Origin of the sequence: Pseudomonas sp. H26/SER47-MNA-CIBAN-0231 (assembly GCF_040310465.1) — a bacterium.
GTDB lineage: Bacteria > Pseudomonadota > Gammaproteobacteria > Pseudomonadales > Pseudomonadaceae > Aquipseudomonas > Aquipseudomonas atacamensis.
Window position 1 is genome coordinate 51,282 of sequence record NZ_JBEOPW010000005.1, and the last position, 24,291, is coordinate 75,572.

Sequence of the window (24,291 nt, forward strand, 5' to 3'; positions counted from 1 at the left end):
CGATCTACCTCGTCGATCCCGACATCGATAACTAAACCATTGGTAAACGCCTGCGAGTCGTTCGCCTGGGTGAGTGTGATTCAATGATTTCGCCGGCCCTCTGGGCGTGCCATATCGCAACACGACATGGGGATTGCGCGGGTTGCGATGCTGAGGGAACTGGGCGGTGAGTCGGGTACTGGATAATCTGGATCCACCTGGTTGAGCACGGTTCTCGAAATCCTTACACACCTAGGGCGCGGGGCTTCGGCCCTAGCCACAACGGCTGATACAACAGTACCGTTCGTCGTAAACCCTTTTGACCTGTCAGACCTGACAGTATCCCCTTGGCTTCGCCGGGTGTTTGATGAGCTACATCCAGGCCGACGTTCGTTGGCCTAATCGACAGGGAAGGTGCGTCATGAAAGGCGATCAGTCAAACGGCGGTGTGCTGGCCAATTATCCGATCAAATTCGCCGGTGCCACCCCGGACGTCATTGTCAGCCCCGCGCCTCCCGCAGGAGTGCCGGTGGAGGGGTTGCCACAGGCGAGCTTCCGGGAGGTGATCAGCCGCGACGGTAGCCGTGAAGGCGCGGTGCAGGGGGTGGTCGATCCTCCCTTGGGTGGCAGTTATCTGAATATTGCGCTTTACATGAAAAGCTCCTGGGATACGCAGCCGCAGTTGATCGAGCACAAGCCGGTGCCACCTACCCAGCAGAATGATCCGGTGTATTTCGACGTCTATCAGTCGTTGCTCCGCGACGGTGTGCATGTTTTCACCTATGAAGTGGAGCGAGTAAGCGGCAACACTGGGCCGTCCATCGAGTCGTGGGCGCTGTATCATCGTGACCTTCCCGGCGGCAACGATGTGCCCGGCACGGGCGACCATCCTGACCTGGCGATCAGCCTGCCGGCTGAGTTGGGTGACCCGCCGCATATCGGCAAGGAAGAAGCGGATCGAGGTGTTGCGGTGACGGTGTCTTACCCGTTTATGAGGGCATACGATCGGATCACCCTTGAGCTCAATCGCGAACGTTTTCCCTTTACCGTACAACCCGGTCAGCAAGGCATCCCTTTTGTAATGACCGTAACCCGAGACATGTTTGAACAGGCCGGCAATAATGCGCAGTTTCCCATCTCATACACCGTGGTCGATCAGGTGAACAATCCGACGGATAAACGGCGCTGGTCGAAAGTGATCGAGGCGGATGTCAATTCGCAGCGCGTCACCTTGGAAAAACCGATTTTGCGTGAAAACCTCGATGATTCCAGTGATGATCCAAATATCATTGATCGTGACAAGTTGGGTGGTCGGCCACTGTATGTGGTTGTTCTGGCGGACAAAGCGCCTTATCAATTGAACGATGACGTTGTAGTAACGTATATCTCGAGTCAACCTAGCGCTGAATTTTCCGTACTTGGCAAGGTTGAGAGAGACAGTTTGGGCCGCCTGCAGTCCCTCATTGAGGTCCCCAATGTGCAGGTGATTTCGGGCAGTCAGATTTCTGTTTCATTTGAATTGAAAAGGGATGGGCAAACCATCGGCGCCTCCGTACCTGCCCTTGCGCGGGTCGTTGGTGGCGTTGGAGTTGAAGATTGGGAGAGTGAGGCTCCAAGAGCATTGCCGAACAATAGCCCTACACGATTGAAGAGCGGGCTCACGGTCATCCCGACCGGTGCAAATATCACTCAAGCGGCTTATATCACTGTTGCGGATCAAAGCGGTTACGGCAGCAAGTATTTGGTTTCCGGTTCGAATATCTCGGTTCGGTTTGAGCTGGGTGATATCGCTAATTTCATCAGCTTTGCATATGGACAATCGCAAAACCCAAGCAATACTGTCGTTTTCTTTGATACGGAACATGGTGAAATAGAGCGCCAGTTTCTCACTGAGGGCTTCCTGGCACTCTGTGTTTATAGAGGAACACGACCTTGTGCCTCCTTCGAGGTGAGGGTCTCAGATCCTGGGCCGGATCACGGCATAGTGATCGACAAAATAGAATGGCGATTCAATCAGGGGTAATCCCACTGTTCCTGCGCCCGATAAGCCCCCGGTGTCAGCCCCGTCCATTTCTTGAACGCCCGGTGAAACGCCGAAGGCTCAGAGAACCCGAGCTGCTCGGCAATCTGCTGCAACGACAGCTCCGCCCGGCCCAGATGGTAGATGGCGATATCCCGCCGCAGCTGATCTTTCAGTTCCTGAAAACTGGTGCCTTCCTCGCGCAAGTGCCGGCGTAAGGTCTGCGGGCTGATATGCAGATGCGCGGCGACGGCTTCCAGATCCGGCCAACTCGCAGCGTCGCGGCTGAGCAAGCGGCGCAGGCGGCTGCTCAGGCTGTCGCCGTCGTCGGGGCGTGAGAGCAGGTCGGCGGGGGAGCGTTCGAGAAAATGCTTGAGCGTGCGTTCGTCCTGCAACAGCGGCATGGCCAGGTAGCGACTGTGAAACAGCAGGCTGCTTTGCTCGGCATCAAAGGTCAGCGGGCAGGGGAACAGCAGATCGTATTCGCCGCCGTGCTCGGGGCGCGGATAGCTGAAAGTCGCTTGCTCGAGGCGAATGCGCTGGCCGATCAGCCAACTGCCGAGGCGGTGCCAGATCACCAACAGACTCTCGCTGAGAAAATGATCCGGGTCCCACCACTGCGCGTCGTCCAGGCTCAAACGCACCCATTCGTCTTCGCGACGCAGGGTCAGGCGTGGGGCGTCGGGGAACAGGCTGTAAAACAACAAGCCACGGTGCAGAGCCTTCTCCAGGTTACGGCAGTGAATCGAAGCGTGGCACATCATGGCGAAGCTGCCGGGCTTGCTCGGCGCGTTGCCGAAACCCAGGTATTCGTCGTCCAGCGCCAGCCACAAGCCCTGAATCAGCCGGGTGAACTGCTGCGGGGCAATCCGCGCGCGGGGCTCGTCGAGCAACTCCGGGCTGATTCCCAGTTGCTGTAACAGGCCTGAATAATCCAGGCCGCGCCGGCGCGCACCGCCAAGGGCGGCACGGGCGAAATGGCTGGCGATGGTGCGTTCGCGCATAAGCGGCAATCCTTGTTCAGGCACCGATCGTAACGGCGGGCCGGCAACGCAACAAGGCGGATTTCCGCCAAATTGCAGGACGCTGAACGCTCAGTTGGCGGAAATCCGCCATGCCTCAAGTCACTGATTGGTGACAGGAAAATCCCGCAGGCCCTGATATCAAAAGGCTTGCTGCCATTCGCACCAATCTGGCACGACGTTTGCGATACAAGCGACAGAAGCGTGCATTTCTCCGACCGGGAAAAATGCCGTTCCAACAACAAATCCCTCCAGTGCAGGAGGGTTCGCAATTAAGGTTCAGCGCTCGACAGATGGATGTTGCCGCTGGACGCTTGAGGAAACCTGCAATGACGACTCGTCAGCCACTGTACAAATCCCTGTATTTCCAGGTGATCGTTGCCATCGCCATCGGCATCCTGCTTGGTCACTTCTATCCGCAGACCGGTGTGGCCCTCAAGCCACTGGGTGACGGCTTCATCAAGCTGATCAAAATGGTCATCGCCCCGATCATCTTCTGTACTGTCGTCAGCGGCATCGCCGGCATGCAGAACATGAAGTCGGTAGGCAAGACCGGCGGCTACGCGCTGCTGTACTTCGAAATCGTTTCCACCATTGCCCTGCTGATCGGTCTGGTCGTGGTCAACGTTGTGCAACCGGGCGCCGGCATGCACATCGACGTCACCACCCTCGACGCCTCGAAAATCGCCACCTACGTGACGGCCAGTAAAGACCAGAGCATTGTCGGTTTCCTCCTCAATGTGATCCCGAACACCATCGTCGGCGCGTTCGCCACCGGTGACATCCTGCAAGTGCTGATGTTCTCGGTGATCTTCGGCTACGCCCTGCATCGCCTGGGTTCGTACGGTCGTCCGCTGCTGGACATGATCGATCGCTTCGCCCACGTGATGTTCAACATCATCAACATGATCATGAAACTGGCGCCGCTGGGTGCGTTCGGTGCCATGGCGTTCACCATCGGTGCCTACGGTGTCGGCTCGCTGGTGCAACTGGGCCAGTTGATGATCTGCTTCTACATCACCTGCATCCTGTTCGTCGTGCTGGTGCTGGGTGCGATCTGCCGGGCTCACGGTTTCAGCGTATTCAAGCTGGTGCGCTACATCCGTGAAGAGCTGTTGATCGTACTGGGTACGTCCTCGTCGGAATCGGCACTGCCACGCATGCTGATCAAGATGGAGCGTCTGGGCGCGAAGAAATCCGTCGTGGGTCTGGTGATCCCGACCGGTTACTCGTTCAACCTCGACGGTACTTCGATCTACCTGACCATGGCCGCCGTGTTCATCGCTCAGGCGACCGACACCCACATGGACATCACCCACCAGATCACCCTGCTGCTGGTGCTGCTGCTGTCCTCCAAAGGCGCGGCGGGTGTGACCGGTTCGGGCTTCATCGTGCTGGCCGCAACGCTGTCGGCGGTAGGTCACCTGCCGGTTGCCGGTCTGGCGCTGATCCTCGGTATCGACCGTTTCATGTCCGAAGCCCGCGCCCTGACCAACCTGGTCGGTAACGCTGTTGCGACCATCGTCGTCGCCAAGTGGGTCAAGGAGCTGGACACCAATCAACTGCAGACCGAGCTGGCTTCCGGCGGTCGCGGTATCTCCGACGAGCGTGAAGAAGACGACCTGGGCGTGGCTGAAGGCCCAACCCCGAGCAATGTGAAGTAAATACAAGAACTGCGCATCAGTACGATGTGAGGTTGTAAAAAATCCCTTGTGGTGAGGGATTTACCCCCGATGGACTGCACAGCGGGCCTCTTCTTCCAATTCCAGAGAAGGGGCCGCTTCGCGACCCATCGGGGATAAATCCCCTCGCCACAGGGGTTTTTTCTTGCCCGGAATTTGAGCGCAACGGTCACACCTGCTGACATTTGCGGTGATTGCCGCATCGACGATGGCTGCCTAGGCTGAGTGCATCGCCCAAGGAGTTCGCCCATGTCTGCACCGCTGGCCTCACTGAAGATTCTCGATTTCTCGACCTTGCTGCCGGGGCCGTTCGCCTCGTTGCTGCTGGCGGACATGGGCGCCGAGGTGCTGCGCATCGAATCGCCAACCCGTATGGATCTGCTGCGGGTGCTGCCGCCGCATGATGGCGGTGTCTCGGCCAGCCACGCTTATCTGAACCGCAACAAGCGCAGTCTGGCGCTGGATCTGAAACAGCCCGAAGCGCTGCAGATCATCAAGCAACTGCTGGGCGAATACGACATCGTGCTCGAGCAGTTTCGCCCCGGGGTGATGGAGCGTCTGGGCCTGGGTTATGAAGCGTTGAAAGCGATCAATCCAAAGCTGATTTATGTGTCGATCAGCGGTTACGGCCAGACCGGGCCGTACAAGGAGCGCGCCGGGCATGACATCAACTATCTGGCGCTGGCGGGACTTGCCAGTTACACCGGACGCGTCGACAGCGGGCCGTTGCCGTTGGGCATGCAGGTGGCGGACGTGGCAGGCGGCTCGCTACACGGCGTGATCGGCTTGCTGGCAGCGGTGATTGCCCGTCAGCAAACCGGGCATGGCACCCATCTGGATGTGAGCATGACCGACTGCGCGTTCAGCCTGAACGCCATGGCTGGCGCTGGCTATCTGGCCTGCGGCGTGGAACCGGGTCGGGAAGACCAGATGCTCAATGGCGGCAGCTTTTACGATTATTACCGCACCCGGGATGGGCGCTGGATGTCGGTGGGCAGTCTGGAGCCGGCCTTCATGCAGCAATTGTGCACGGCGCTGGGCCGGCCGGAACTGGCGGCGCAAGGGTTGTCGCCCAGGCCTGAGCAACAACAGGCCTTGAAAGAGGCGTTGCGGATCGAATTCGAACGGCATGATTTTGCAGAACTGTGTGAGTTGTTCGCCGGGGTCGATGCCTGTGTCGAGCCGGTATTGAGTCTGGGCGAGGCGCTGCGCCATCCGCAAATGCAGGCGCGGAAGCTGGTGACTCAGGTGCCGCGCGGCGATGGCACGACGCAGGCGCAGATGGCGTGTCCGTTGAAATTTTCTGAGGCGTTGCCGGAGCCAAGGCATGTTGGCGCGGGGTTGGGGCAGCATACGGACGAGGTGTTGGGGGAGTTAGGGTTGAGTGCTGAGCGGATCGCCGAGTTGCGTTCGGCCAGGGTGATTCTGTAGCGCTCATGCCGCCGCCTTCGCGAGCAGGCTCGCTCCCACATTGAAATGCATTCCCCTGTGGGAGCGAGCCTGCTCGCGAAGGGGCCCGCCGATACTCTACAAAACTGTCATTCCACCCGCATTTCACCACTGAACACCAGCGTACTGCGGCAGCGCCGGCACAGATACCGCCGCCCTTGCCGCACCAGGCCATGGCGCTGGGCGGTAAACGGGAAGTCACTGTCGGGGCACGGGCATTTGTAGATATAGCGGGTCACGCTGCGCCGCTTGATTTCATAGGTGTGGCAGCGATCCGGCGGCAGTTCGTAGACGCCGCGCATGATCAGTTGCCACTCCTCGCCATGGGGCTGGATGCGGTCGCCGAACAGTTGATGAGCGATCAGGTGGGCGACTTCGTGGGCCACGGTCTGCTTGAGGAAGTGTTCGGTGTTTTCCCGGTACAGCTGCGGGTTGAAGCGCAGCAGGTTCTCGTGCAGATGCGCGACACCGGCTTTCTGCCCGCGCAGCTTGAGGCTGACGACGGGGCGTTTGAAGGAGCGTTTGAAAAAGGATTCAGCGAGTTGGTAACAATCTTCGACGCGGGTATTGAGTTGCTCGGGCATGCTTGATGGATCTCCAGAGACGCCGAGTATGCCGCAACCCCGGCGACTTGCGAATCGTCGACCTGCCGAATGGTCGTCGCTCCAACAAGAAGGCCGCCTTGCGGCGGCCTGTATTGGCAGATGTTGTTTTTCTCAGGGAGGAAACAGGTCAGTTGGTATAGACCGGGCCGACACCCAGGCCCCAGACAATCACGGTGAACGCCATGATCGCCACCAGCACCACCAGCCCAACCGCGAGCACCGAGCTGGAAAACAGAAAACCTTCATCCGAAGGGATGTTCATGAACGTCGGCAAGCCGACATACAAAAGATAGACCGTGTAGCAGATGGCCGCCGTACCGACGATCATCCCCAGCCACATGTGCGGATACAGCGCCGCCAGACCGCCGACGAACAACGGTGTCGCCGTGTAAGTGGCGAATGCCACGCAACGGGCCAGGCTTGGATTAGCGTCATAGGTTCGTGCCATCCAGTGCACGAAGGCGCCCATCACCGCGACCCCGCCGAGCATCGCCAGGTAGGACATGATGGTCATCCACAAGGCACTTTCGAACGTCAGCATCACCGGCGCGCGATTGCCGATCACCCAACCGACCTGGGTCGTGCCGATGAACGCCGAGACAGCGGGGATCGCCGCCAGAATCAGCGTGTGCGTCAGGTACATGTGGCTGATGCTTTCCTCTTGGTCGCCACGGATCTCCTTCCATTCCTGATCGGGGTGGGTAAACAGTCCCACTACGTGATGGATCATGCCATTCACTCCTCTTGTCATTGCCATCGCCCCCCAACGGAGCGCCTACGGGCCAAGATGGCCGAGCAAATACAGGTCTTCAGATGTGTGCGACCTTATGTCGCAGTATAGAAAGGAGTCCAGCGCACCGGTATGCCGGGCTTAGAGCAAATCGCGCTGTAAACATTGCAGGTAATCGCCTCGGGGTCTTGCGGGGAAGGCATTTTTGGGGTTGAAACACTTTTGTGGCGAGGGGATTTATCCCCGTTCGGCTGCGCAGCAGTCGCCAAGCCATACACCGCGCAGTGTCAGGCAATACGAGTTCTCAGGTTTCAGGGCTGCTTCGCAACCCAGCGTGGATAACTCCCCTCGCCACAGATGCTTCGCGCTACCGGGGTTTTTGCGTAAAATGCCGGCCTTTCGTCACACCTCACGGATTTCGCGTCATGGGCACTCTTACGGTCAACCAGAACAAACTGCAAAAGCGCCTGCGCCGCCTGGCCGGCGAAGCGATCGCCGATTTCAACATGATCGAAGACGGCGACAAGGTCATGGTCTGCCTGTCCGGGGGCAAGGACAGCTACACCATGCTTGACGTGCTGATGCACCTGCAGAAGGTTGCACCGATCAAGTTCGACATCGTCGCGGTGAACATGGACCAGAAACAGCCGGGCTTTCCCGAGCACGTCCTGCCGGCCTACCTGAAAGAACTGGGCATCGAGTATCACATCGTCGAGAAGGACACTTACTCGGTGGTCAAGGAACTGGTGCCGGAAGGCAAGACCACCTGTTCGCTGTGCTCGCGCCTGCGTCGCGGCACGCTGTACACCTTCGCTGACGAAATCGGCGCGACGAAAATGGCCCTCGGTCATCACCGCGACGACATCGTCGAAACGTTCTTCCTCAACATGTTCTTCAACGGCACCCTGAAAGCGATGCCGCCGAAGCTGCGCGCCGACGATGGCCGCAACGTGGTGATCCGCCCGCTGGCGTACTGCAACGAGAAGGACATTCAGGCCTACTCGGACCTCAAGCAATTCCCGATCATCCCGTGCAACCTCTGCGGCTCACAGGAAAACCTGCAGCGCCAGGTGGTCAAGGAAATGCTCCAGGACTGGGACCGCAAGACCCCGGGCCGCACCGAATCGATTTTCCGCAGCCTGCAGAACGTGGTGCCGTCGCAACTGGCCGACCGCAACCTGTTCGACTTCACCAGCCTGAAGATCGACGAAACCGCGGCTTCGCGTTTCGTCAATGTCGTCAATCTGTAAACACAACCTGTAGAAGCGAGCCCTGTGGCGAGGGGATTCATCCCCGCTGGGGCGCGAAGCGGCCCCAAAATCTCGGGGTCTGCTGCGCAGCCCAGCAGGGATGAATCCCCTCGCCACAGGGGCCTGCTGCTGCAGGTGTTATTCATTTCCAAACCTCAGGAGAGGGCATGCGCGATTACAAGTGGCTGCACGAATACTGTCTGAACCGTTTCGGTTCGGCGGCTGAACTGGAAGCCCATCTGCCCGTTCCCAAGACCCCCGCACAACTGCGCAAGATCCGCGACGACCGCTACCTCTCGACCATGGCCCTGCGGGTTTTTCGCGCCGGGCTCAAGCACAGCCTGGTCGACGCCAAGTGGCCGGCGTTCGAAGAAGTGTTCTTCAAGTTCGATCCGGAAAAAGTCGTGCTGATGAGCGCCGAACACCTTGAGCGCCTGATGCAGGACGCGCGGATCATCCGCCATCTCGGCAAGCTGAAAAGTGTGCCGCGCAATGCGCAGTTCATTCTCGATGTGGAAAAGGACAAGGGCAGCTTCGGCGCGTTGATCGCCGACTGGCCGGTGACCGATATCGTCGGCCTGTGGACGTACCTGAAAAAGCACGGCCACCAACTCGGCGGGCTGTCGGCGCCACGTTTTTTGCGCATGGTCGGCAAGGACACGTTCGTGCCGAGCTACGACGTGGTCGCGGCGCTGAATGCACAGAACATCGTCGACAAAGTGCCGACCAGCCAGCGTGATCTGGCGACGGTGCAGAACGCGTTCAACCAGTGGCACGAACAGAGCGGCGGACGGCCGATGAGCCAGATTTCGATGATGCTCGCCTATACCGTGAACCATTGAGTCAATCCGATCGTTCCCATGCTCCGCGTGGGAACGCCGCCCGGGACGCTCCGCGTCCCTGAGACGCAGAGCGTCTCTGGATGCATTCCCACGCAGAGCGTGGGAACGATCGGTGTAGCAACTGATGGCGATCGGTCAGGCGACGCTGATCTCGCCTTCGCCAGCCAATTTGCGATTCAGCTGATAGCGCCAGCGCACATACAACAGCGCCGAGCAGAACACCGCCAGGCTCGCGGCCATTTCCAGCAGGCCGAACAGCTGCCGGTTGGGGTCGTACGCCGCCAGGGCGCCTTTGATGAAATACAGGTTCACCACAAAACACATCCATGAATGGCCACGGGCGCTGCCCATGATCATCGCCGGGGCGAGCACCAGCCACGGGATCAGCTCGACCAGCAGAATCACCCAAGGCCGCGCGCCATGCAGGTCGGCGAACACCAGGTAATAAACAGCGAGCAAGCCGGCGAGGGCGAAAAAGCTCAGCAGGCTGAGCACGCGCATCGCCTTGACCCGTGGCTCAAGCCACTCTATCGAGGGCAGGACTTTCGGCTTCTTCGCCATCAGCCCACCAGTTTCTGCGCGGTTTTCGCCAGGCGCAGACCGAGTGCGCGACACAGCGCCACTTCGTGCTGATCGAGACCGTTCTTGCCGTCGGCACCGGCATGATGGCTGGCGCCGTACGGCGTGCCGCCACCTTCGGTTTCGAGCAGGGCCGATTCGCTGTAGGGCAGGCCGGTGATCAACATGCCGTGATGCAACAGCGGCAACATCATCGACAACAGCGTGGTTTCCTGACCGCCGTGGAGGCTGGCGGTGGAGGTGAACACACCGGCCGGTTTGCCGACCAGCGCGCCAGTCAGCCAGAGGTTGCTGGTGCCATCGAGGAAGTACTTGAGCGGCGCGGCCATGTTGCCGAAACGCGTCGGACTGCCCAAGGCGAGGCCGGCGCAGTTCTTCAGATCATCGAGGCTGGCGTAGAGCGCGCCTTCAGCGGGAATCTCCGCCGCCACCGCTTCGCACTCGGTGGAAATCGCCGGCACCGTACGCAGACGCGCTTCCATTCCGGCCTGCTCGACGCCACGGGCGATTTGCCGTGCCATCTCGTTGGTCGAACCGTTGCGGCTGTAATAGAGAACCAGAATGTACGGCGTGCTCATGGCAACAACTCCAGCACGTTTTCCGGTGGGCGACCGATGACGGCTTTGTCGCCGACTTCCAGAATCGGCCGCTCCATGAGTTTCGGGTGCGCGGCGATGGCGTCGATCAGCTGCTGCTCGCTGAGGCTGGCGTCGGCCAGGTTCAGGGTTTTGTATTCCTCTTCACCGCTGCGCAGCAGCTGCCGCGCGCTGATCCCGAGCTTGCCGAGCAGGGCCTTGATCTGCGTGGCGCTGAGCGGCGTTTCCAGGTAGCGCACGACAGTCGGAGTCAAGCCGCGGGCTTCGAGCAGTTCCAGCGCGCCGCGGGATTTCGAGCAGCGCGGATTGTGATAAAGCGTCAGATCGGTCATGGCGGGTCGCTTCTGGCGTAAAGTGGCGGCTATTCTAACTGTGCGGCGCGCAATCCAGAACCGTCAGAGGCGATGGGTCGCAGGCGCTTTCGAATTTTCACAAGGAACACGACATGACACGGCGATTGGCAGCGGCATTGACGATTCTCGGGGCGTTGATGCTGGGGGGCTGCGGTAATGATTACGGCATCGACCAGAACGGCCACAAGGTAGCGTCCGAACGTCTGGACAAACAGTGGGTGGTGCTCAATTACTGGGCCGAATGGTGTGGCCCATGCCGCACGGAAATTCCCGAGCTGAATCATTTGGCTGATGAGCTCAAGAGCAAGAACGTCGGGGTGTTCGGGGTCAACTTCGACAACGTGCAGGGCGCGGAATTGAAAGAGGCGAGCGAGAAACTCGGCATCAAGTTCACCGTGCTGGCGCAGGATCCGGCCGAGCTGTTCGACCTGCCGCGCAGTGAGGCGCTGCCGGTGACGTTCATCATCGATGACAAGGGCAAGGTGCGTGAGCAGTTGCTGGGTGAGCAGACGGCGGCGGGGGTAATGGCGAAGCTGGAGGCGTTGCGGAACAAGTAACCTGTGGCGAGGGGATTCATCCCCGTTGGGTCGCGAAGCGGCCCCATGCGCAGTTCCGGGCGAACTGCAAACTCAGGGCTGCTACGCAGCCCAACGGGGATGAATCCCCTCGCCACAGGTAACCCCTGCGGGCACAGAAGGGCTCAGCCCTCTTCCAGCCACCAGCGCAACGGTTTGCCTTCAGCCGGCCAGAAGCGTATCTGCTCGATCGGCGAAATGTCCCAGCGCTCGACTTTTTCCAGCGCCTGCAAGAAGCGTTGTTCCTGCTCCATCAACGCCGGGGCGCAGAGCTTGCGGGTCTTGCCGATCTTGCCGAAGCTCAGCTTGTCGCCGTCCTGCGTGTAAGGCGCGAACCAATGGTTGCAGCCGCCGTTGCCGTAGGCGCGGCCGTCATCGCCAAGGGTCACGGTCAGATGGCTGTAATCCATCAATGGCCGCTCGCCGATCCATTCCAGAATGTAGCTGCGGTTGTGCTGCAGTTGCACCGGCTCTGCGGCGCAACCGACCAGGCCGACACCGATCAGTGCGGTCAGGGCGAGGCGTTTCATCACGCAGGCTCCTGGCATTTCGGGCACAGGTGCTTGTCGCCGACGGCTTTCCAGCCGAGCTCGGCGATGCGCGCGGTGGCGGCGGGTTTCTCGGCGGACTTGCCGAGTTTGGCGTCCACGGCGAATTCGAAGCTCAGCTCTTTCGCGCAGCTGTCGCAGTTGACCTGCCAGGTGTGAATGGCCAGTTCGCCGAACACCGGGCCTGTGGTCATTGCGGTCCATTGGCCTGGCGGATTGATCAGGTGGCGGACCGTGTCGACGGTCAGGCGCATGGACAAATCCTTGCTGCCTTTGAGCGTGACCAACAGGGCATCGCCGATACGGATCGAGCCACCGTTGCCGGTCACCTGATAGCGGCCCGGAACCAGGGCGCGGCATTCGGTGAGGGTGTGTTGCGGGTTCATCAGGGTGTAGCGGAAATCGTGTTCGACCATGGGTCCTCCAAATATGCGCGACATGCTAGCACGGGCTCGATTGCAGAATGATGCACGCGTGCGACCTTCGATCCGGTTCAAATGCGCCGACAGTCATGGCAAACTGCCGGCCCCCGAATCTGAAGGAACGGAACATGGCGCTGATCGAATGTTATGAATGCAAGCGGAGCATCAGTTCCGAAGCGCTGGTGTGCATTCACTGCGGCGCGCCGATGGCCGAACATGCCGCCATGCAGGCGCAATCGACGGCGGCACCGGTGCAAGCCTCGACGATTTCCTTCGGCAGCCTGCCACGTAACAACGCAGTGCCCGAGGCGGTTGCGCCGCCAGTGTCCGAGCCTTTACCCAAAGTGATGCCGGCAGCAGCAGGGCGTCGCCGTCGTCAGCAGGCCGCAGAACAGGCCCGCGAGGCGCAGCAACCGCTCAACGCCGATGGCAGTCGCCCGGTGGAAGGCTGGCTGAAAATCATGGTGTTTCTGTTGCCAGCGTTTTTCGTCTGGTTCCTGCTGCGCAACGGCCATTCGAGCAAGCAGCGCCTGCTCGGTTTCGGCTGGCTGGGCTTGCTGATCCTGGCGTCTTCGCTGTCCAAGTAAAACCGTTCAACCCTCGACCTGGTTCTGCGGCGCACCTGCCGCCCAGGTCGCGATGTTGTGCAGGGTGGTCGCGGCAATCGCGCCCAGCGCCTCGCGGGTCAGAAACGCCTGATGCGCGGTGATGATAACGTTGGGAAACGTCAGCAGACGCGCCAACACATCGTCCTGCAACGGCAGGTCGGAGCGATCCTCGAAAAACAGCTGCGCCTCTTCCTCGTAAACATCCAGCCCCAGATAACCGAGTTGGCCGTCCTTCAGCGCGTCGATCAGCGCTGGCGTGTCAACCAGCCCGCCACGCCCGGTGTTGATCAGCATCGCCCCCGCCTGCATGTGCGCCAGTGAGTCGCGATTGATCAGGTGCTTGCTCTGCTCGTTGAGCGGGCAATGCAGGCTGATGATCCGTGATTGCGCGAGCAATTCCGGCAGGCTCAGATAACGTGCGCCCAAGGCCAGCACCTCGGGATTGGGATACGGATCGTAAGCGAGCAGTTCACAGCCGAAGCCGTGCATGATTTTCGCGAACGTTGCGCCGATCTGTCCGGTGCCGACAATGCCGACGGTTTTACCGACCAGATCGAAACCGGTCAGGCCGTGCAGGCTGAAATCGCCTTCGCGGGTGCGGTTGTAGGCGCGATGCAAGCGACGATTGAGGGCGAGGATCAGCGCCACCGCATGTTCGGCCACGGCGTGCGGCGAGTAGGCGGGCACACGAACCACGGCCAGGCCGAGGCGTTTCGCCGCCGGCAGGTCGACATGGTTGTAACCCGCCGAACGCAGGGCAATCAGCCGCGTGCCACCGGCAGCGAGGCGCTCGAGCACCGGGGTGCTGAGGTCGTCATTGATGAACGCGCAGACCACTTCGTGTTGCTCGGCCAGCGCCGCCGTATCGAGGCTGAGCCGCGCCGCTTGAAAATGCAGTTCAAGCCCGGCCGGGCAGTCGGCGGCGAGGAAGCTGTCGCGGTCGTAGGTCTGGCTGCTGAAAATGATCGTGCGCATGAATCCTCCTGGAACATCGACGCGGGCCGCAATGGCCCGCGACAACTGTAGCGCTTTGCGCGCGCCGTGCCTTGCCGTGGATCAGGCGCTGATGCGCGCCTGCGCCGCGAGTCGATTGATCGAGCGCTCCAGTTCATCCAGTGCGGCGGCGGCTTTCGGATCGTCCTGCTTGAGCAGGGTTTCGCTGCGCTGGCAGGCGGCGCGCAGTTGTGGCACGCCGCAATAACGGGTCGCGCCATGCAAACGGTGCACGCGTTCGAGCAGGGCATTCTGGTCGTGGCTGTCACGCGCGGCGCGTATCGCTTCGCGGTCGGCTTCCAGCGACGCCAGCAGCATGGCGAGCATGTCCGCCGCCAGATCCGCCTTGCCCGCCGCCAGACGCAAGCCTTCTTCGTGATCGAGCACCGGCAGTTCCTGCTGATTCGCCGCGCTGTCGCCGCTGCGCTCCGGCGCCTGATTGCGCAGGGCCAGTCCGGTCCACTTCAACACCACCTGCGCCAGTTGCCGCTCGCTGATCGGTTTGGTCAGGTAGTCGTCCATGCCGCTTTGCAGCAGCGCGCGTTTTTCATTGGCCATGGCGTGGGCCGTGAGGGCGACGATCGGCAGCGGCGTGCAATGCCGCTCGCTTTCCCACTGGCGAATGGTTTCAGTGGTCTGGCGGCCGTCCATGCCCGGCATCTGCACGTCCATCAGCACCAGATCGAAAGATTCGCTCTGCACGGCTTTGACGGCCGCGTAACCGCTTTCCACCGCGAGCACGCGGGCGCCCATGTCTTCGAGCAGGGTTTGCACCAGCAACAGATTGGCCGGGTTGTCGTCGACACACAGCACGCGCGGCGCACGGCTGGACAGCGGCTCGCCCGGTTCGCTGCGGGTCTGGCGCGGATTGACCAGATCGGACAACGCCCGGCGCAGCTTGCGCGTACACGCCGGTTTGGCTTGCAGCTGGCTGTGCGGGTTGGGCACCGACAGATGAAACAGCGTCTGTTCGGTGGTCGGGCACAGCACCAGCACTTTGCAGCCCAGGTGTTCGAGGTCCCAGATGTGCTGATTCAAGCGTTCCGGGAGCATGTCGTTGCTGGTGATGCCGATCACTGCCAGATCGATCGCCTGATCGGTCTGATGCGCGCCGGTGACGCCATTGCTCAGGCTCTCCAGAGTATTGAACGGCGTAACTTGCAGTCCGCAGTCTTCCAGTTGATGTTGCAAGGCCTGACGCGCCAGTTCGTGGTTTTCCAGCACCGCCACACGGCGCCCGAGCAGCGGCGCGGCGGGCAGGTCCTCGGCATCGTCGCGGGTCTTGGGCAGGCTCAGGCTGATCCAGAATTCCGAACCTTCGCCCGGCGTGCTGTCGACGCCGATCTCGCCGCCCATCTGCTCGATCAGGCGCTTGGAAATCACCAGCCCCAGCCCGGTGCCGCCGGGTTGGCGCGACAGCGAATTGTCGGCCTGACTGAAAGCCTGGAACAGCGCGCGGACATCCTGACTCGACAGACCGATGCCGGTGTCCTGAATGCTGATGCGCAGTTGCACGCTGTCTTCGTGTTCGTCTTCGAGCATCGCCCGGGCGACGATGGTGCCTTCGCGGGTGAACTTGATCGCGTTGCTGACCAGATTGGTGAGGATCTGCTTCAGGCGCAGCGGATCGCCGACCAGCGACAGCGGCGTATCGCGATAGACCAGACTGACCAGCTCAAGCTGCTTGGCGTGCGCGGCCGGGGCGAGAATGGTCAGGGTGTCCTGCAACAGATCACGCAGGTTGAACGGAATGTGATCGAGCACCAGTTTGCCGGCCTCGATTTTCGAGAAATCGAGAATCTCGTTGATGATCCCCAACAGGCTGTCGGCGGACTTTTCGATGGTGCCCAGATAGTCGAGCTGGCGCGGGGTCAGTTCGCTTTTCTGCAACAGGTGGGTAAAGCCGAGAATGCCGTTGAGCGGCGTGCGGATCTCGTGGCTCATGTTGGCGAGGAATTCGGATTTAATCCGGCTGGCTTCCAGCGCTTCTTTGCGCGCCAGGTCCAGCTCGATGTTCTGGATCTCGATGGTTTCCAGATTCTGCCGCACGTCCTCGGTGGCCTGATCGACGCTGTGCTGCAATTCTTCGCGAGCGTTCTGCAGGGTGCCGGCCATGCGGTTGATACCCGAGGCCAGTTCATCCAGCTCCTGACTACCGAGGGGCGGCAAGCGGGTTTCCAGATGACCGTCCTTGAGTTGCGCGACCGCTTGTTTGATCTGGCTCAGCGGACGGTTGATGGTGCGGCCCATGCGCAACGCGAGGAGGGCGGCGCCGGCAAGTCCGGCGGCGATCAGCAGCAGGCTGGCGAACAGGCTGCGATAGCCGCGCAGCAACATGCCGTTGTGCGACAGCTCCAGCTCGACCCAGCCGAGCAGGCGTTCGGATTCTTCGGGAATGATTTCGCCGGCGAGGTTGCGGTGCTTGCCGAACACCGGCATCAGGTAGCGCGTCGCGTCATTGCCGCTGCGTCGTTGCAGCAGCGCGCTGTCGCCGCTCGGGGCCTGATTGAGCATGGTCGGTCCAGCGTGGGCCAGTGGCGAGCGGTCCGCCGCGAGGAAAGTCACCGCGCGCACGTCAGGTTGTTCAAGGGACTGGGTGGCGATGCGCTCGAGCAGATCGGCATCGCCGTGGCCCATCGCCGGCGCCACCAGCGGCGCCAGTTGCTCGGCGATCATTTCGCCGCGCTGCATCAATTGGCTTTGCAGGTCGGTCTGCTGCGTCCAGGTGAAATAGCCACCCAGCACCAGCGCCATCAGGCTGGTCGGCAACAAGGTCAGCAACAGCACGCGACCTTTGATTCCCAGTTTCTTGAGCACGCCTATCTCCCGCATCCCGCTGATCTGTTGACACATGCGTGCATCCGGCACGCGACATGGGCGCAGTGTAGCGATTTGCAGGCGGGCAATCTTGCGGAAAATGCAGCGCCGCCCACGCACTCGTTCGTCCGACAGGCCAAGCTTATGTTGCCCGCTGTCGGACAATCTTGAATAATCCGCCAACTGAGAATTACTTGCAGATACTCATGACTCCTGTTTCCGTTGGCCAGCCACGCATCCTTTCCATTGAAGACGATCCGGTCCTCGGCGCGTATGTGCACGAGCATCTGGGCCGCAGCGGTTTTCAAGTGACCTGGTGCCAGAACGGCCAGGAAGGTCTGAACGTCGCCCAGCGCCAGCCTTTCGACGTGGTGCTGATGGATATTCTGCTGCCGGGGCTCGATGGTCTGCAGTTGTTGACGCAATTGCGGCAGAGCCATTCGACGCCGGTGCTGCTGATGTCGGCGCTGGGTGCCGAGGCCGATCGCATCAGCGGTTTCCGCCTCGGTGCCGATGACTATCTGCCCAAGCCTTTCAGCATGGCCGAGTTGCATGTGCGCATCGAAGCGATCCTGCGCCGCGTGGCCCTGGATCGGCGCCCGCCTGCGGTTACCGCTGCGGTGGTCAGCGGCACCCTGCGTTTCGATGACGAACAGTGCGACGTGTTCTACCGCGAGCAAGCGGCGGGGTTGACCCGTAGCGAATTCCGTCTGCTGGAAACCCTGCACCGCAACAACGAGGAAGTGCTGAGCAAGGCCTTCCTTTATCAGCACGTCCTGCAACGCGGCTTTGCGGCGCACGACCGCAGCCTCGACATGCACATCAGCCAGATCCGCCGCAAACTCAAAGCCATCGGTTACACCGAGCGCGAAGTGCGCACGGTGTGGGGCAAGGGCTACGTCTTGAGCGGCGCCGATGAAACTGTCTGAACTGCCGGGGCGGCATTCGCTGTTCTGGAAACTGGCGTGCCTGCTGGTGGCGTTCTGTCTGCTGATGATCTGGCTGAGCTGGTCGTGGGGCCGCTACATGGAGGAGCGCAATCAGTTCCTCTCCAGTGACGCGCGCAGCACCCTCAGCCGTTACGCCGCGCAAGCCGAACAAGCGTGGCAGCGCGGCGGGCGCAGTGGCGTCGATGACTGGTTGCAAAGCATGGAATTGCGCGAGGCCAGTTGGGTCGGGGTGATCGGCGCTGATTTGCAGTCGCTGAGCAGCCAGCCGTTGAACGCGGCAGAGGTGCAGCACCTGACCTTTTTGCGCGGCCTCGACTGGCCGATCCACAAGAAGGGCCGACCTTGGCTGCGGGTACCGTTCCCTCAGGATCCGACCGTCGGCATTCTCGTCATTGAATTGCCCGAGCGTTTTGTCCCGGGCAAGTACCGGGTGTTCTGGCGGGTGATCACCAACGGCGTGATTCCCGGGCTGTTCACCCTGTTGCTCTGCGTCGGCCTGTATCGCCTGCTGGTGGTGCCGCTGAACAACCTGCGCGAACAGGCCAACGCCTGGCGCGCTGATCAGTTGAGCGTGCGCCTGTCGAGCGGCATCACCCAGCGCCCGGATGAACTCGGTGAGCTGGCGCGGGCCTTCGATTCCATGTCCGAGCGCTTGCAAAGCACGGTCGCCTTGCAGCAGCAGTTATTGCGCGACTTGTCCCACGAACTGCGCACGCCGCTGAGCCGTCTGCGTGTGGCCAGCGAAAGCGAACGGGGCTTGGCGCAATTGCGCGAGCGCATCGGCCGCGAAGTCGACGGCATGCAGCGGCTGGTCGAAGACACCCTGCAACTGGCCTGGCTCGACACCGACCGCTCGCCGTTGCCGGATGAAGCGATCCAGATTCAGGCGCTGTGGGAAATGCTTACCGACAACGCCTGCTATGAAAGCGGCTGGCCGAGTCTGCAACTGCAATGCTCGGTCGAGGCATCGTGCTGGGTGCGCGGCAACCTCGATACCCTGGCGCAAGCGCTGGAAAACATCCTGCGCAATGCCATTCGTCACTCGCCCGAGGGCGGGATTGTGCGTCTCGATGCACGGCGCGATGGCGAGTATTGGCATTTGTGGCTGGAGGATCAGGGCGGCGGCGTGGCTGACGAAGATCTGCAGCGAATCTTTTCGCCGTTCATTCGATTGGATGGATCGAGACCCGGGGATGGTGGCTTTGGCCTGGGCTTGAGCATTGCGCGCAATGCGGTGCAGCGCCAGGGCGGGTTGCTCTGGGCGCAAAACACCGGGGCGGGGCTGCGGTTGAATTTGCGCTTGCTGGCGGATGATGGTGTTGCCCATGCGGACGCCTTCGCGAGCAGGCTCGCTCCCACAATGGCTGTGCATTCACCGCAGATCGCATAAGCAACATTCATCCCCTGTGGGAGCGAGCCTGCTCGCGAATTCCAAGCAGCACCACGAGAACTGAGTGTTGCGCAAATAAAAGGCTCACCACTGGTGAGACTTTTGTGCCTTATTCCCATAAACCATAAGCACCGCACTTTGCGTGATATGGCCTGCGCGGGTTTGCCGGTATGATAGGCGCCCCCGCACGTCTGGATTGCGAATACGCCATGACCTTGCAGTACCCAACCATCGCCGATTGCGTCGGCAACACGCCGCTGGTGCGTTTGCAGCGCCTGCCCGGCGCCACCAGCAACACCCTTTTGCTCAAGCTCGAAGGGAACAACCCGGCGGGTTCGGTCAAGGACCGCCCGGCGTTGTCGATGATCACTCGCGCCGAGTTGCGCGGGCAGATCAATCCCGGCGATACGCTGATCGAGGCGACCTCCGGCAACACCGGCATCGCGCTGGCGATGGCCGCTGCGATCAAGGGTTACAAGATGATCCTGATCATGCCGGACAACTCCAGCGCCGAGCGTAAAGCGGCGATGACCGCTTACGGTGCCGAACTGATCCTGGTGACTCAGGAAGAGGGCATGGAAGGCGCCCGCGATCTGGCCCAGCGTATGGAAGCCGAAGGCCGTGGCAAGGTGCTCGACCAGTTCGCCAATGGCGACAACCCCGAAGCGCACTACACCACCACCGGCCCGGAAATCTGGCGTCAGACCCAGGGCAGCATCACCCATTTCGTCAGTTCGATGGGCACCACCGGCACCATCATGGGCGTGTCGCGCTACCTCAAAGAGCAGAGCGACAGCGTGCAGATCGTCGGTCTGCAACCGATGGAAGGCTCGGCCATTCCCGGCATCCGCCGCTGGCCGCAGGAATACCTGCCGAAGATCTACCAGGCTGACCGCGTCGATCGCATCGTCGACATGGCGCAAAGCGAAGCCGAAGACGTTACCCGGCGCCTGGCCCGCGAAGAAGGCATCTTCTGCGGCGTGTCCTCGGGCGGTGCGGTGGCAGCGATGCTGCGCTTGTCCAAAGAAGTTGAAAACGCGGTGATCGTCGCGATCATCTGCGACCGTGGCGACCGTTACCTGTCGACCGGCATTTTCGACGCGCCGAACTGATGGCCAAACACGAGAGAGGCCTGCGCTTCCAGCCCACCGGCGGCAGCAAGGCGCCACAGATCCCGACCGGCAAAAAGCAGCGCTTGAGTATCGAGCGCCTGGCCAATGACGGTCGCGGTATCGCCTTTTTTGAAGGCAAAACCTGGTTCGTCCTCGGCGCCCTTGCCGGTGAAGAGGTCGAAGCACGGGTGCTCGGCGCCCACGGCAAAGTGGTCGAGGCGCGTACCGAACGGGTATTCACTGCCAGCGAATTGCGTCGTCCGGCAGCGTGCGCGCACTTCGGCCGTTGTGGCGGTTGCAGCGTTCAGCACTTGCCCCACGACGAACAACTCGCCCTGAAACAGCGCATGCTCGCCGAGCAATTGTCGCGGGTGGCCGGTGTCGAACCTGAAGAATGGGCGGCGCCGCTGACCGGCCCGGAATTCGGCTACCGTCGGCGCGCGCGGATCGCCGTGCGCTGGGACATGAAGGCAAAGAAACTCGAAGTAGGTTTCCGCGCCGCCGGCAGTCAGGACATCGTCGCGATCAGCGAATGCCCGGTGCTGGTACAGCCCTTGCAACCGATCATGACCCGCTTGCCAGAGATGCTGCGGCGCTTGAGCAAACCGCAGGCGCTGGGCCATGTCGAGTTGTTCAGCGGCTCATCTCTGGCGGTATTGCTGCGGCACATGGCGCCGTTGTCCGAAGCGGATCTGAGCATCCTCAAGGATTTCTGCCAGTTCCATGAAGCGCAGTTGTGGCTGCATGGCGAAGGTGAACCGCAACCGGTCGAGGCCGGTCAGAGCCTCGGTTATCGCCTGGAACAGTGGAATCTCGAGCTGGCTTATCGGCCGGGTGACTTCGTTCAGGTCAACGCCGGGGTCAACGAAGCGATGATCGCCCAGGCGCTGGACTGGCTGAAACCGACGGCTGAAGAACGCGTGCTCGACCTGTTTTGCGGGTTGGGAAATTTTGCACTACCGCTGGCCAAAAGCGTCCGTGAAGTGGTGGCTGTGGAGGGCGTGCAGACCATGGTCGAGCGGGCCGCTGCCAACGCCGTCAGTAACAATTTGCATAACACAAAGTTTTTTCAAGCCGATTTATCCCAGCCTTTGAGCGATGCCCAGTGGATCGGAAACGGCTTTTCTGCGGTACTCTTGGACCCACCGCGTGACGGTGCTTTCGAGGTGGTGCGCAAGCTCGCGACCCTGGGTGCCAAACGGTTGGTATATGTGTCGTGCAATCCGGCCACGCTGGCGCGCGACACGCAGGAATTGATCAAGCAGGGCTACCGGTTAAAACGTGCCGGGATTCTCGATATGTTTCCTCAGACGGCACATGTCGAGGCCATGGCGTTATTTGAAGCGAGCCAGGACGGCTCGTCTGAATCCGTCTGATCTGTCCGCGCAGCGCTCGCCTGAGCCCCGCGAGCGCGAACGGACACTGAGGATCAGCGATTTGACGCATTGAATCTGCGTCGTAGGGAAGGTAAAGCAGCATGGTACAGGTGAGAGCACACCAGCCGATCAACACCGACGGCAGTATCAATCTCGAGGCCTGGCTCGATCACGCGGTCAGTGTCGATCTGGCACTGGATCGCGAGGCCTTGAAAGAGGCCTGCGAGTTCGCTCGCGAGGCCGAACAGCAGTCCAACGCGAAGAAGAATCTGTGGGCCGAAGGCTCCGGCAGTTTCAGCACTGGCCTTGAGATCGCCGAGATCCTCGCCGACCTCAAGCTTGACCAGGATTCGCTGGTCGCCGCCGTGTTGTATCGCGGCGTGCGTGAAGGCCAGATCGAGCTGGCGGCCATCGGCCAGCGCTTCGGTCCGGTGGTGGCCAAGCTGATCGACGGCGTGCAGCGCATGGCGGCCATCAGCGCCAGCCTCAGCCCACGGCAATCGATGGTCATGGGCACCCAAGGGCAGGTCGAGAACCTGCGCAAGATGCTCGTGGCCATGGTCGATGATGTGCGCGTTGCGCTGATCAAACTGGCCGAACGCACCTGCGCCATCCGTGCGGTGAAAACCGCCGACGATGAAAAGCGCAACCGCGTCGCTCGCGAAGTCTTCGACATCTATGCGCCACTGGCGCATCGCCTTGGCATCGGTCACATCAAATGGGAGCTGGAGGACTTGTCCTTCCGCTATCTCGAACCCGATCAATACAAGCAGATCGCCAAGTTGCTCCACGAGCGGCGGCTGGATCGCGAGCGTTTCATCAGCGACGTGATGACCCAGCTCAAGGACGAACTGCAGGCAACCGGCGTCGACGCCGACATCAGCGGCCGGGCCAAACACATCTACTCGATCTGGCGCAAAATGCAGCGCAAGGGTCTGGAATTCAGCCAGATCTACGACGTTCGCGCGGTGCGCGTGCTGGTGCCGGAAATGCGCGACTGCTACACCGCGCTCGGCATCGTCCACACTCTGTGGCGGCACATCCCGAAAGAATTCGACGACTACATCGCCAACCCGAAAGAGAACGGCTACCGCTCGCTGCATACGGCGGTGATCGGCCCGGAAGGCAAGGTCCTCGAGGTGCAGATCCGCACCCACTCCATGCACGAAGAAGCCGAACTCGGCGTCTGCGCGCACTGGCGCTACAAGGGCACCGACGTCAAATCCGGCTCGAACCATTACGAAGAGAAAATCTCCTGGCTGCGTCAGGTGCTCGAATGGCACGAAGAGCTGGGTGACATCGGCGGTCTGGCCGAGCAGCTGCGCGTCGACATCGAGCCCGATCGGGTTTACATCTTCACTCCCGACGGACACGCCATCGACTTGCCGAAAGGCGCGACGCCGCTGGATTTCGCCTATCGGGTACACACCGAAATCGGCCACAACTGCCGGGGCGCGAAGATCAACGGCCGTATCGTGCCGTTGAACTACAGCCTGCAGACCGGCGAGCAGGTCGAGATCATCACCAGCAAGCACGGCACGCCGAGCCGCGACTGGCTGAACCCGAACCTCGGTTACGTCACCACCTCGCGCGCGCGGGCGAAAATCGTTCACTGGTTCAAGCTGCAGGCTCGCGATCAGAACGTCGCGGCCGGTAAAACCCTGATCGAGCGCGAACTCAATCGCCTCGGCCTGCCGGCGGTGGATTTCGACAAGCTGGCCGAAAAGGCCAACATGAAAACCGCCGAAGACATGTTCGCCGCCCTCGGCGCCGGCGACCTGCGTCAGGCGCATCTGGTCAACCTTGCGCAGCAACTGGTCGAGCCGGAGCGCGGCAACGAACAGTTGGAGCTGATTCCGCGCAAGGCGACCGGTTACAAGCCGGGCAAGCGGGGCGATATCCAGATCCAGGGCGTCGGCAACCTGATGACGCAAATGGCCGGTTGCTGCCAGCCACTGCCGGGCGATGCGATTGTCGGTTACATCACCCAGGGCCGTGGTGTGAGCATTCACCGCCAGGACTGCGCCTCGGTGCTGCAACTGGGCGGGCGCGAGCCGGAGCGGATCATCCAGGTCAGCTGGGGGCCGGTGCCGGTGCTCACCTATCCGGTGGACATCATCATCCGCGCCTACGACCGTTCCGGGCTGCTGCGTGACGTCTCGCAGGTGCTGCTCAACGAGCGCATCAACGTGCTGGCGGTCAACACCCGCTCGAACAAGGAAGACAACACCGCGCTGATGTCGCTGACCATCGAGATCCCCGGTCTGGATGCGCTCGGGCGGCTGCTGGGGCGGATTTCGCAATTGCCGAACATCATCGAAACGCGACGTAACCGTACTCCGTGAAGATCGACGATTTCGAATGTTGAACGCCGATCCAATGTGGGAGCGAGC

General features: G+C 61.2%; 22 protein-coding genes. 12 read left to right on the top strand and 10 right to left on the bottom strand.

What is annotated here, in order from left to right; genetic code table 11:
• Positions 1–400 precede the first annotated feature (400 nt).
• Complete coding sequence (locus AAEZ10_RS09675; protein ID WP_350568973.1) at positions 401–2,002, top strand: hypothetical protein; 1,602 nt, start codon at positions 401–403, stop codon at positions 2,000–2,002.
• Here the strand turns inward: AAEZ10_RS09675 and AAEZ10_RS09680 are convergent.
• Positions 1,993–3,003, bottom strand: a complete 1,011-nt coding sequence (locus tag AAEZ10_RS09680) for an AraC family transcriptional regulator (protein ID WP_350568975.1) — start codon at positions 3,001–3,003, stop codon at positions 1,993–1,995. The two genes, AAEZ10_RS09675 and AAEZ10_RS09680, sit on opposite strands and share 10 nt — an antisense overlap.
• Positions 3,004–3,350: 347 nt before the next feature.
• Between AAEZ10_RS09680 and AAEZ10_RS09685 the strand changes: the two genes are divergently transcribed.
• Together AAEZ10_RS09685 and AAEZ10_RS09690 are read left to right on the top strand one after the other, a co-directional pair.
• Positions 3,351–4,685, top strand: a complete 1,335-nt coding sequence (locus AAEZ10_RS09685; protein ID WP_350568977.1) for a dicarboxylate/amino acid:cation symporter — start codon at positions 3,351–3,353, stop codon at positions 4,683–4,685.
• Between the two features lie 267 nt (positions 4,686–4,952).
• Positions 4,953–6,134 (top strand): CaiB/BaiF CoA transferase family protein, encoded by a 1,182-nt coding sequence (locus AAEZ10_RS09690; protein ID WP_350568979.1) that lies wholly within the window; start codon positions 4,953–4,955, stop codon positions 6,132–6,134.
• A gap of 107 nt (positions 6,135–6,241) precedes the next feature.
• Here the strand turns inward: AAEZ10_RS09690 and AAEZ10_RS09695 are convergent, their stop codons facing one another.
• Positions 6,242–6,736, bottom strand: a complete 495-nt coding sequence (locus AAEZ10_RS09695; protein WP_024013976.1) for a SprT family zinc-dependent metalloprotease — start codon at positions 6,734–6,736, stop codon at positions 6,242–6,244.
• 148 nt (positions 6,737–6,884) lie between these two features.
• Positions 6,885–7,487 carry a Yip1 family protein gene (locus tag AAEZ10_RS09700; RefSeq protein WP_016773629.1) on the bottom strand — a complete coding sequence of 201 codons (603 nt, stop codon included), beginning with the start codon at positions 7,485–7,487 and terminating at the stop codon, positions 6,885–6,887.
• A gap of 425 nt (positions 7,488–7,912) precedes the next feature.
• Between AAEZ10_RS09700 and ttcA the strand changes: the two genes are divergently transcribed.
• Together ttcA and AAEZ10_RS09710 are read left to right on the top strand one after the other, a co-directional pair.
• Positions 7,913–8,737: a tRNA 2-thiocytidine(32) synthetase TtcA gene (gene ttcA / locus AAEZ10_RS09705; RefSeq protein ID WP_056788114.1), complete on the top strand. Its 825-nt coding sequence runs from the start codon at positions 7,913–7,915 to the stop codon at positions 8,735–8,737.
• A gap of 167 nt (positions 8,738–8,904) precedes the next feature.
• Positions 8,905–9,579 carry a DNA-3-methyladenine glycosylase I gene (locus AAEZ10_RS09710; protein ID WP_350568982.1) on the top strand — a complete coding sequence of 225 codons (675 nt, stop codon included), beginning with the start codon at positions 8,905–8,907 and terminating at the stop codon, positions 9,577–9,579.
• Positions 9,580–9,714: 135 nt separating this feature from the next.
• Here the strand turns inward: AAEZ10_RS09710 and AAEZ10_RS09715 are convergent, their stop codons facing one another.
• From AAEZ10_RS09715 to arsC, 3 genes are read right to left on the bottom strand one after another with little or no spacing between them, the layout of a single operon-like run.
• Positions 9,715–10,140 carry a DUF2069 domain-containing protein gene (locus AAEZ10_RS09715; RefSeq protein ID WP_076563849.1) on the bottom strand — a complete coding sequence of 142 codons (426 nt, stop codon included), beginning with the start codon at positions 10,138–10,140 and terminating at the stop codon, positions 9,715–9,717.
• The gene (gene wrbA, locus AAEZ10_RS09720; protein ID WP_016773634.1) at positions 10,140–10,736 is read right to left on the bottom strand and encodes an NAD(P)H:quinone oxidoreductase; all 597 of its coding nucleotides are present in this window, start codon (positions 10,734–10,736) and stop codon (positions 10,140–10,142) included. Before wrbA ends, AAEZ10_RS09715 begins: the two co-directional genes overlap by 1 nt.
• The gene (arsC, locus tag AAEZ10_RS09725) at positions 10,733–11,086 is read right to left on the bottom strand and encodes an arsenate reductase (glutaredoxin) (RefSeq protein WP_016773635.1); all 354 of its coding nucleotides are present in this window, start codon (positions 11,084–11,086) and stop codon (positions 10,733–10,735) included. Before arsC ends, wrbA begins: the two co-directional genes overlap by 4 nt.
• A gap of 113 nt (positions 11,087–11,199) precedes the next feature.
• Here arsC and AAEZ10_RS09730 point away from each other — a divergent pair, with 113 nt between their 5' ends.
• Entirely contained in the window at positions 11,200–11,664 is a 465-nt protein-coding gene (locus tag AAEZ10_RS09730) for a TlpA disulfide reductase family protein (RefSeq protein WP_130929330.1), read from the top strand.
• A gap of 143 nt (positions 11,665–11,807) precedes the next feature.
• On the opposite strand, the gene AAEZ10_RS09735 is transcribed toward AAEZ10_RS09730, so the two are convergent.
• Both AAEZ10_RS09735 and AAEZ10_RS09740 read right to left on the bottom strand, forming a co-directional pair.
• Positions 11,808–12,212, bottom strand: coding sequence for an META domain-containing protein (locus AAEZ10_RS09735; RefSeq protein ID WP_130929331.1), 405 nt, complete (start codon positions 12,210–12,212; stop codon positions 11,808–11,810).
• Complete coding sequence (locus AAEZ10_RS09740) at positions 12,212–12,646, bottom strand: hypothetical protein (protein ID WP_016773638.1); 435 nt, start codon at positions 12,644–12,646, stop codon at positions 12,212–12,214. The genes AAEZ10_RS09735 and AAEZ10_RS09740 overlap by 1 nt, the downstream gene beginning before the upstream one ends.
• Positions 12,647–12,780: 134 nt before the next feature.
• On the opposite strand from AAEZ10_RS09740, the gene AAEZ10_RS09745 reads away from it, so the two are divergent.
• On the top strand, positions 12,781–13,239 hold the full coding sequence (locus AAEZ10_RS09745) for a hypothetical protein (protein ID WP_130929333.1): 459 nt from the start codon (positions 12,781–12,783) through the stop codon (positions 13,237–13,239).
• A 6-nt stretch (positions 13,240–13,245) separates the two neighbouring features.
• Here the strand turns inward: AAEZ10_RS09745 and AAEZ10_RS09750 are convergent, their stop codons facing one another.
• On the bottom strand, positions 13,246–14,235 hold the full coding sequence (locus AAEZ10_RS09750) for a 2-hydroxyacid dehydrogenase (RefSeq protein ID WP_123443632.1): 990 nt from the start codon (positions 14,233–14,235) through the stop codon (positions 13,246–13,248).
• 81 nt (positions 14,236–14,316) lie between these two features.
• Entirely contained in the window at positions 14,317–17,070 is a 2,754-nt protein-coding gene (locus AAEZ10_RS09755; protein ID WP_350569215.1) for a response regulator, read from the bottom strand.
• A 206-nt stretch (positions 17,071–17,276) separates the two neighbouring features.
• Here AAEZ10_RS09755 and AAEZ10_RS09760 point away from each other — a divergent pair, with 206 nt between their 5' ends.
• From AAEZ10_RS09760 to relA, 5 genes are all read left to right on the top strand, one after another.
• Entirely contained in the window at positions 17,277–17,999 is a 723-nt protein-coding gene (locus AAEZ10_RS09760) for a response regulator transcription factor (RefSeq protein WP_243240921.1), read from the top strand.
• A complete protein-coding gene (locus AAEZ10_RS09765; protein ID WP_350568987.1) occupies positions 17,986–19,410 on the top strand; it encodes a sensor histidine kinase in 1,425 nt (474 codons plus the stop codon). Before AAEZ10_RS09760 ends, AAEZ10_RS09765 begins: the two co-directional genes overlap by 14 nt.
• A gap of 209 nt (positions 19,411–19,619) precedes the next feature.
• A complete protein-coding gene (gene cysM / locus AAEZ10_RS09770) occupies positions 19,620–20,522 on the top strand; it encodes a cysteine synthase CysM (RefSeq protein ID WP_039757833.1) in 903 nt (300 codons plus the stop codon).
• Complete coding sequence (gene rlmD, locus AAEZ10_RS09775; protein WP_281878002.1) at positions 20,522–21,898, top strand: 23S rRNA (uracil(1939)-C(5))-methyltransferase RlmD; 1,377 nt, start codon at positions 20,522–20,524, stop codon at positions 21,896–21,898. The genes cysM and rlmD overlap by 1 nt, the downstream gene beginning before the upstream one ends.
• A gap of 101 nt (positions 21,899–21,999) precedes the next feature.
• A complete protein-coding gene (relA, locus tag AAEZ10_RS09780; protein ID WP_041479585.1) occupies positions 22,000–24,243 on the top strand; it encodes a GTP diphosphokinase in 2,244 nt (747 codons plus the stop codon).
• Positions 24,244–24,291: the final 48 nt, after the last annotated feature.

What these genes read in the sequence shown, in the direction of transcription:
- AAEZ10_RS09695 (WP_024013976.1), bottom strand. Translation starts at nt 6,736, where the DNA reads ATGCCCGAGCAACTCAATACCCGCGTCGAAGATTGTTACCAACTCGCT.
- AAEZ10_RS09675 (WP_350568973.1), top strand. Translation starts at nt 401, where the DNA reads ATGAAAGGCGATCAGTCAAACGGCGGTGTGCTGGCCAATTATCCGATC.
- rlmD (WP_281878002.1), top strand. Translation starts at nt 20,522, where the DNA reads ATGGCCAAACACGAGAGAGGCCTGCGCTTCCAGCCCACCGGCGGCAGC.
- wrbA (WP_016773634.1), bottom strand. Translation starts at nt 10,736, where the DNA reads ATGAGCACGCCGTACATTCTGGTTCTCTATTACAGCCGCAACGGTTCG.
- AAEZ10_RS09750 (WP_123443632.1), bottom strand. Translation starts at nt 14,235, where the DNA reads ATGCGCACGATCATTTTCAGCAGCCAGACCTACGACCGCGACAGCTTC.
- AAEZ10_RS09700 (WP_016773629.1), bottom strand. Translation starts at nt 7,487, where the DNA reads ATGATCCATCACGTAGTGGGACTGTTTACCCACCCCGATCAGGAATGG.
- arsC (WP_016773635.1), bottom strand. Translation starts at nt 11,086, where the DNA reads ATGACCGATCTGACGCTTTATCACAATCCGCGCTGCTCGAAATCCCGC.
- AAEZ10_RS09730 (WP_130929330.1), top strand. Translation starts at nt 11,200, where the DNA reads ATGACACGGCGATTGGCAGCGGCATTGACGATTCTCGGGGCGTTGATG.
- AAEZ10_RS09690 (WP_350568979.1), top strand. Translation starts at nt 4,953, where the DNA reads ATGTCTGCACCGCTGGCCTCACTGAAGATTCTCGATTTCTCGACCTTG.
- AAEZ10_RS09735 (WP_130929331.1), bottom strand. Translation starts at nt 12,212, where the DNA reads ATGAAACGCCTCGCCCTGACCGCACTGATCGGTGTCGGCCTGGTCGGT.
- AAEZ10_RS09680 (WP_350568975.1), bottom strand. Translation starts at nt 3,003, where the DNA reads ATGCGCGAACGCACCATCGCCAGCCATTTCGCCCGTGCCGCCCTTGGC.
- AAEZ10_RS09740 (WP_016773638.1), bottom strand. Translation starts at nt 12,646, where the DNA reads ATGGTCGAACACGATTTCCGCTACACCCTGATGAACCCGCAACACACC.
- AAEZ10_RS09745 (WP_130929333.1), top strand. Translation starts at nt 12,781, where the DNA reads ATGGCGCTGATCGAATGTTATGAATGCAAGCGGAGCATCAGTTCCGAA.
- AAEZ10_RS09685 (WP_350568977.1), top strand. Translation starts at nt 3,351, where the DNA reads ATGACGACTCGTCAGCCACTGTACAAATCCCTGTATTTCCAGGTGATC.
- AAEZ10_RS09760 (WP_243240921.1), top strand. Translation starts at nt 17,277, where the DNA reads ATGACTCCTGTTTCCGTTGGCCAGCCACGCATCCTTTCCATTGAAGAC.
- cysM (WP_039757833.1), top strand. Translation starts at nt 19,620, where the DNA reads ATGACCTTGCAGTACCCAACCATCGCCGATTGCGTCGGCAACACGCCG.
- AAEZ10_RS09765 (WP_350568987.1), top strand. Translation starts at nt 17,986, where the DNA reads ATGAAACTGTCTGAACTGCCGGGGCGGCATTCGCTGTTCTGGAAACTG.
- ttcA (WP_056788114.1), top strand. Translation starts at nt 7,913, where the DNA reads ATGGGCACTCTTACGGTCAACCAGAACAAACTGCAAAAGCGCCTGCGC.
- AAEZ10_RS09715 (WP_076563849.1), bottom strand. Translation starts at nt 10,140, where the DNA reads ATGGCGAAGAAGCCGAAAGTCCTGCCCTCGATAGAGTGGCTTGAGCCA.
- relA (WP_041479585.1), top strand. Translation starts at nt 22,000, where the DNA reads ATGGTACAGGTGAGAGCACACCAGCCGATCAACACCGACGGCAGTATC.
- AAEZ10_RS09710 (WP_350568982.1), top strand. Translation starts at nt 8,905, where the DNA reads ATGCGCGATTACAAGTGGCTGCACGAATACTGTCTGAACCGTTTCGGT.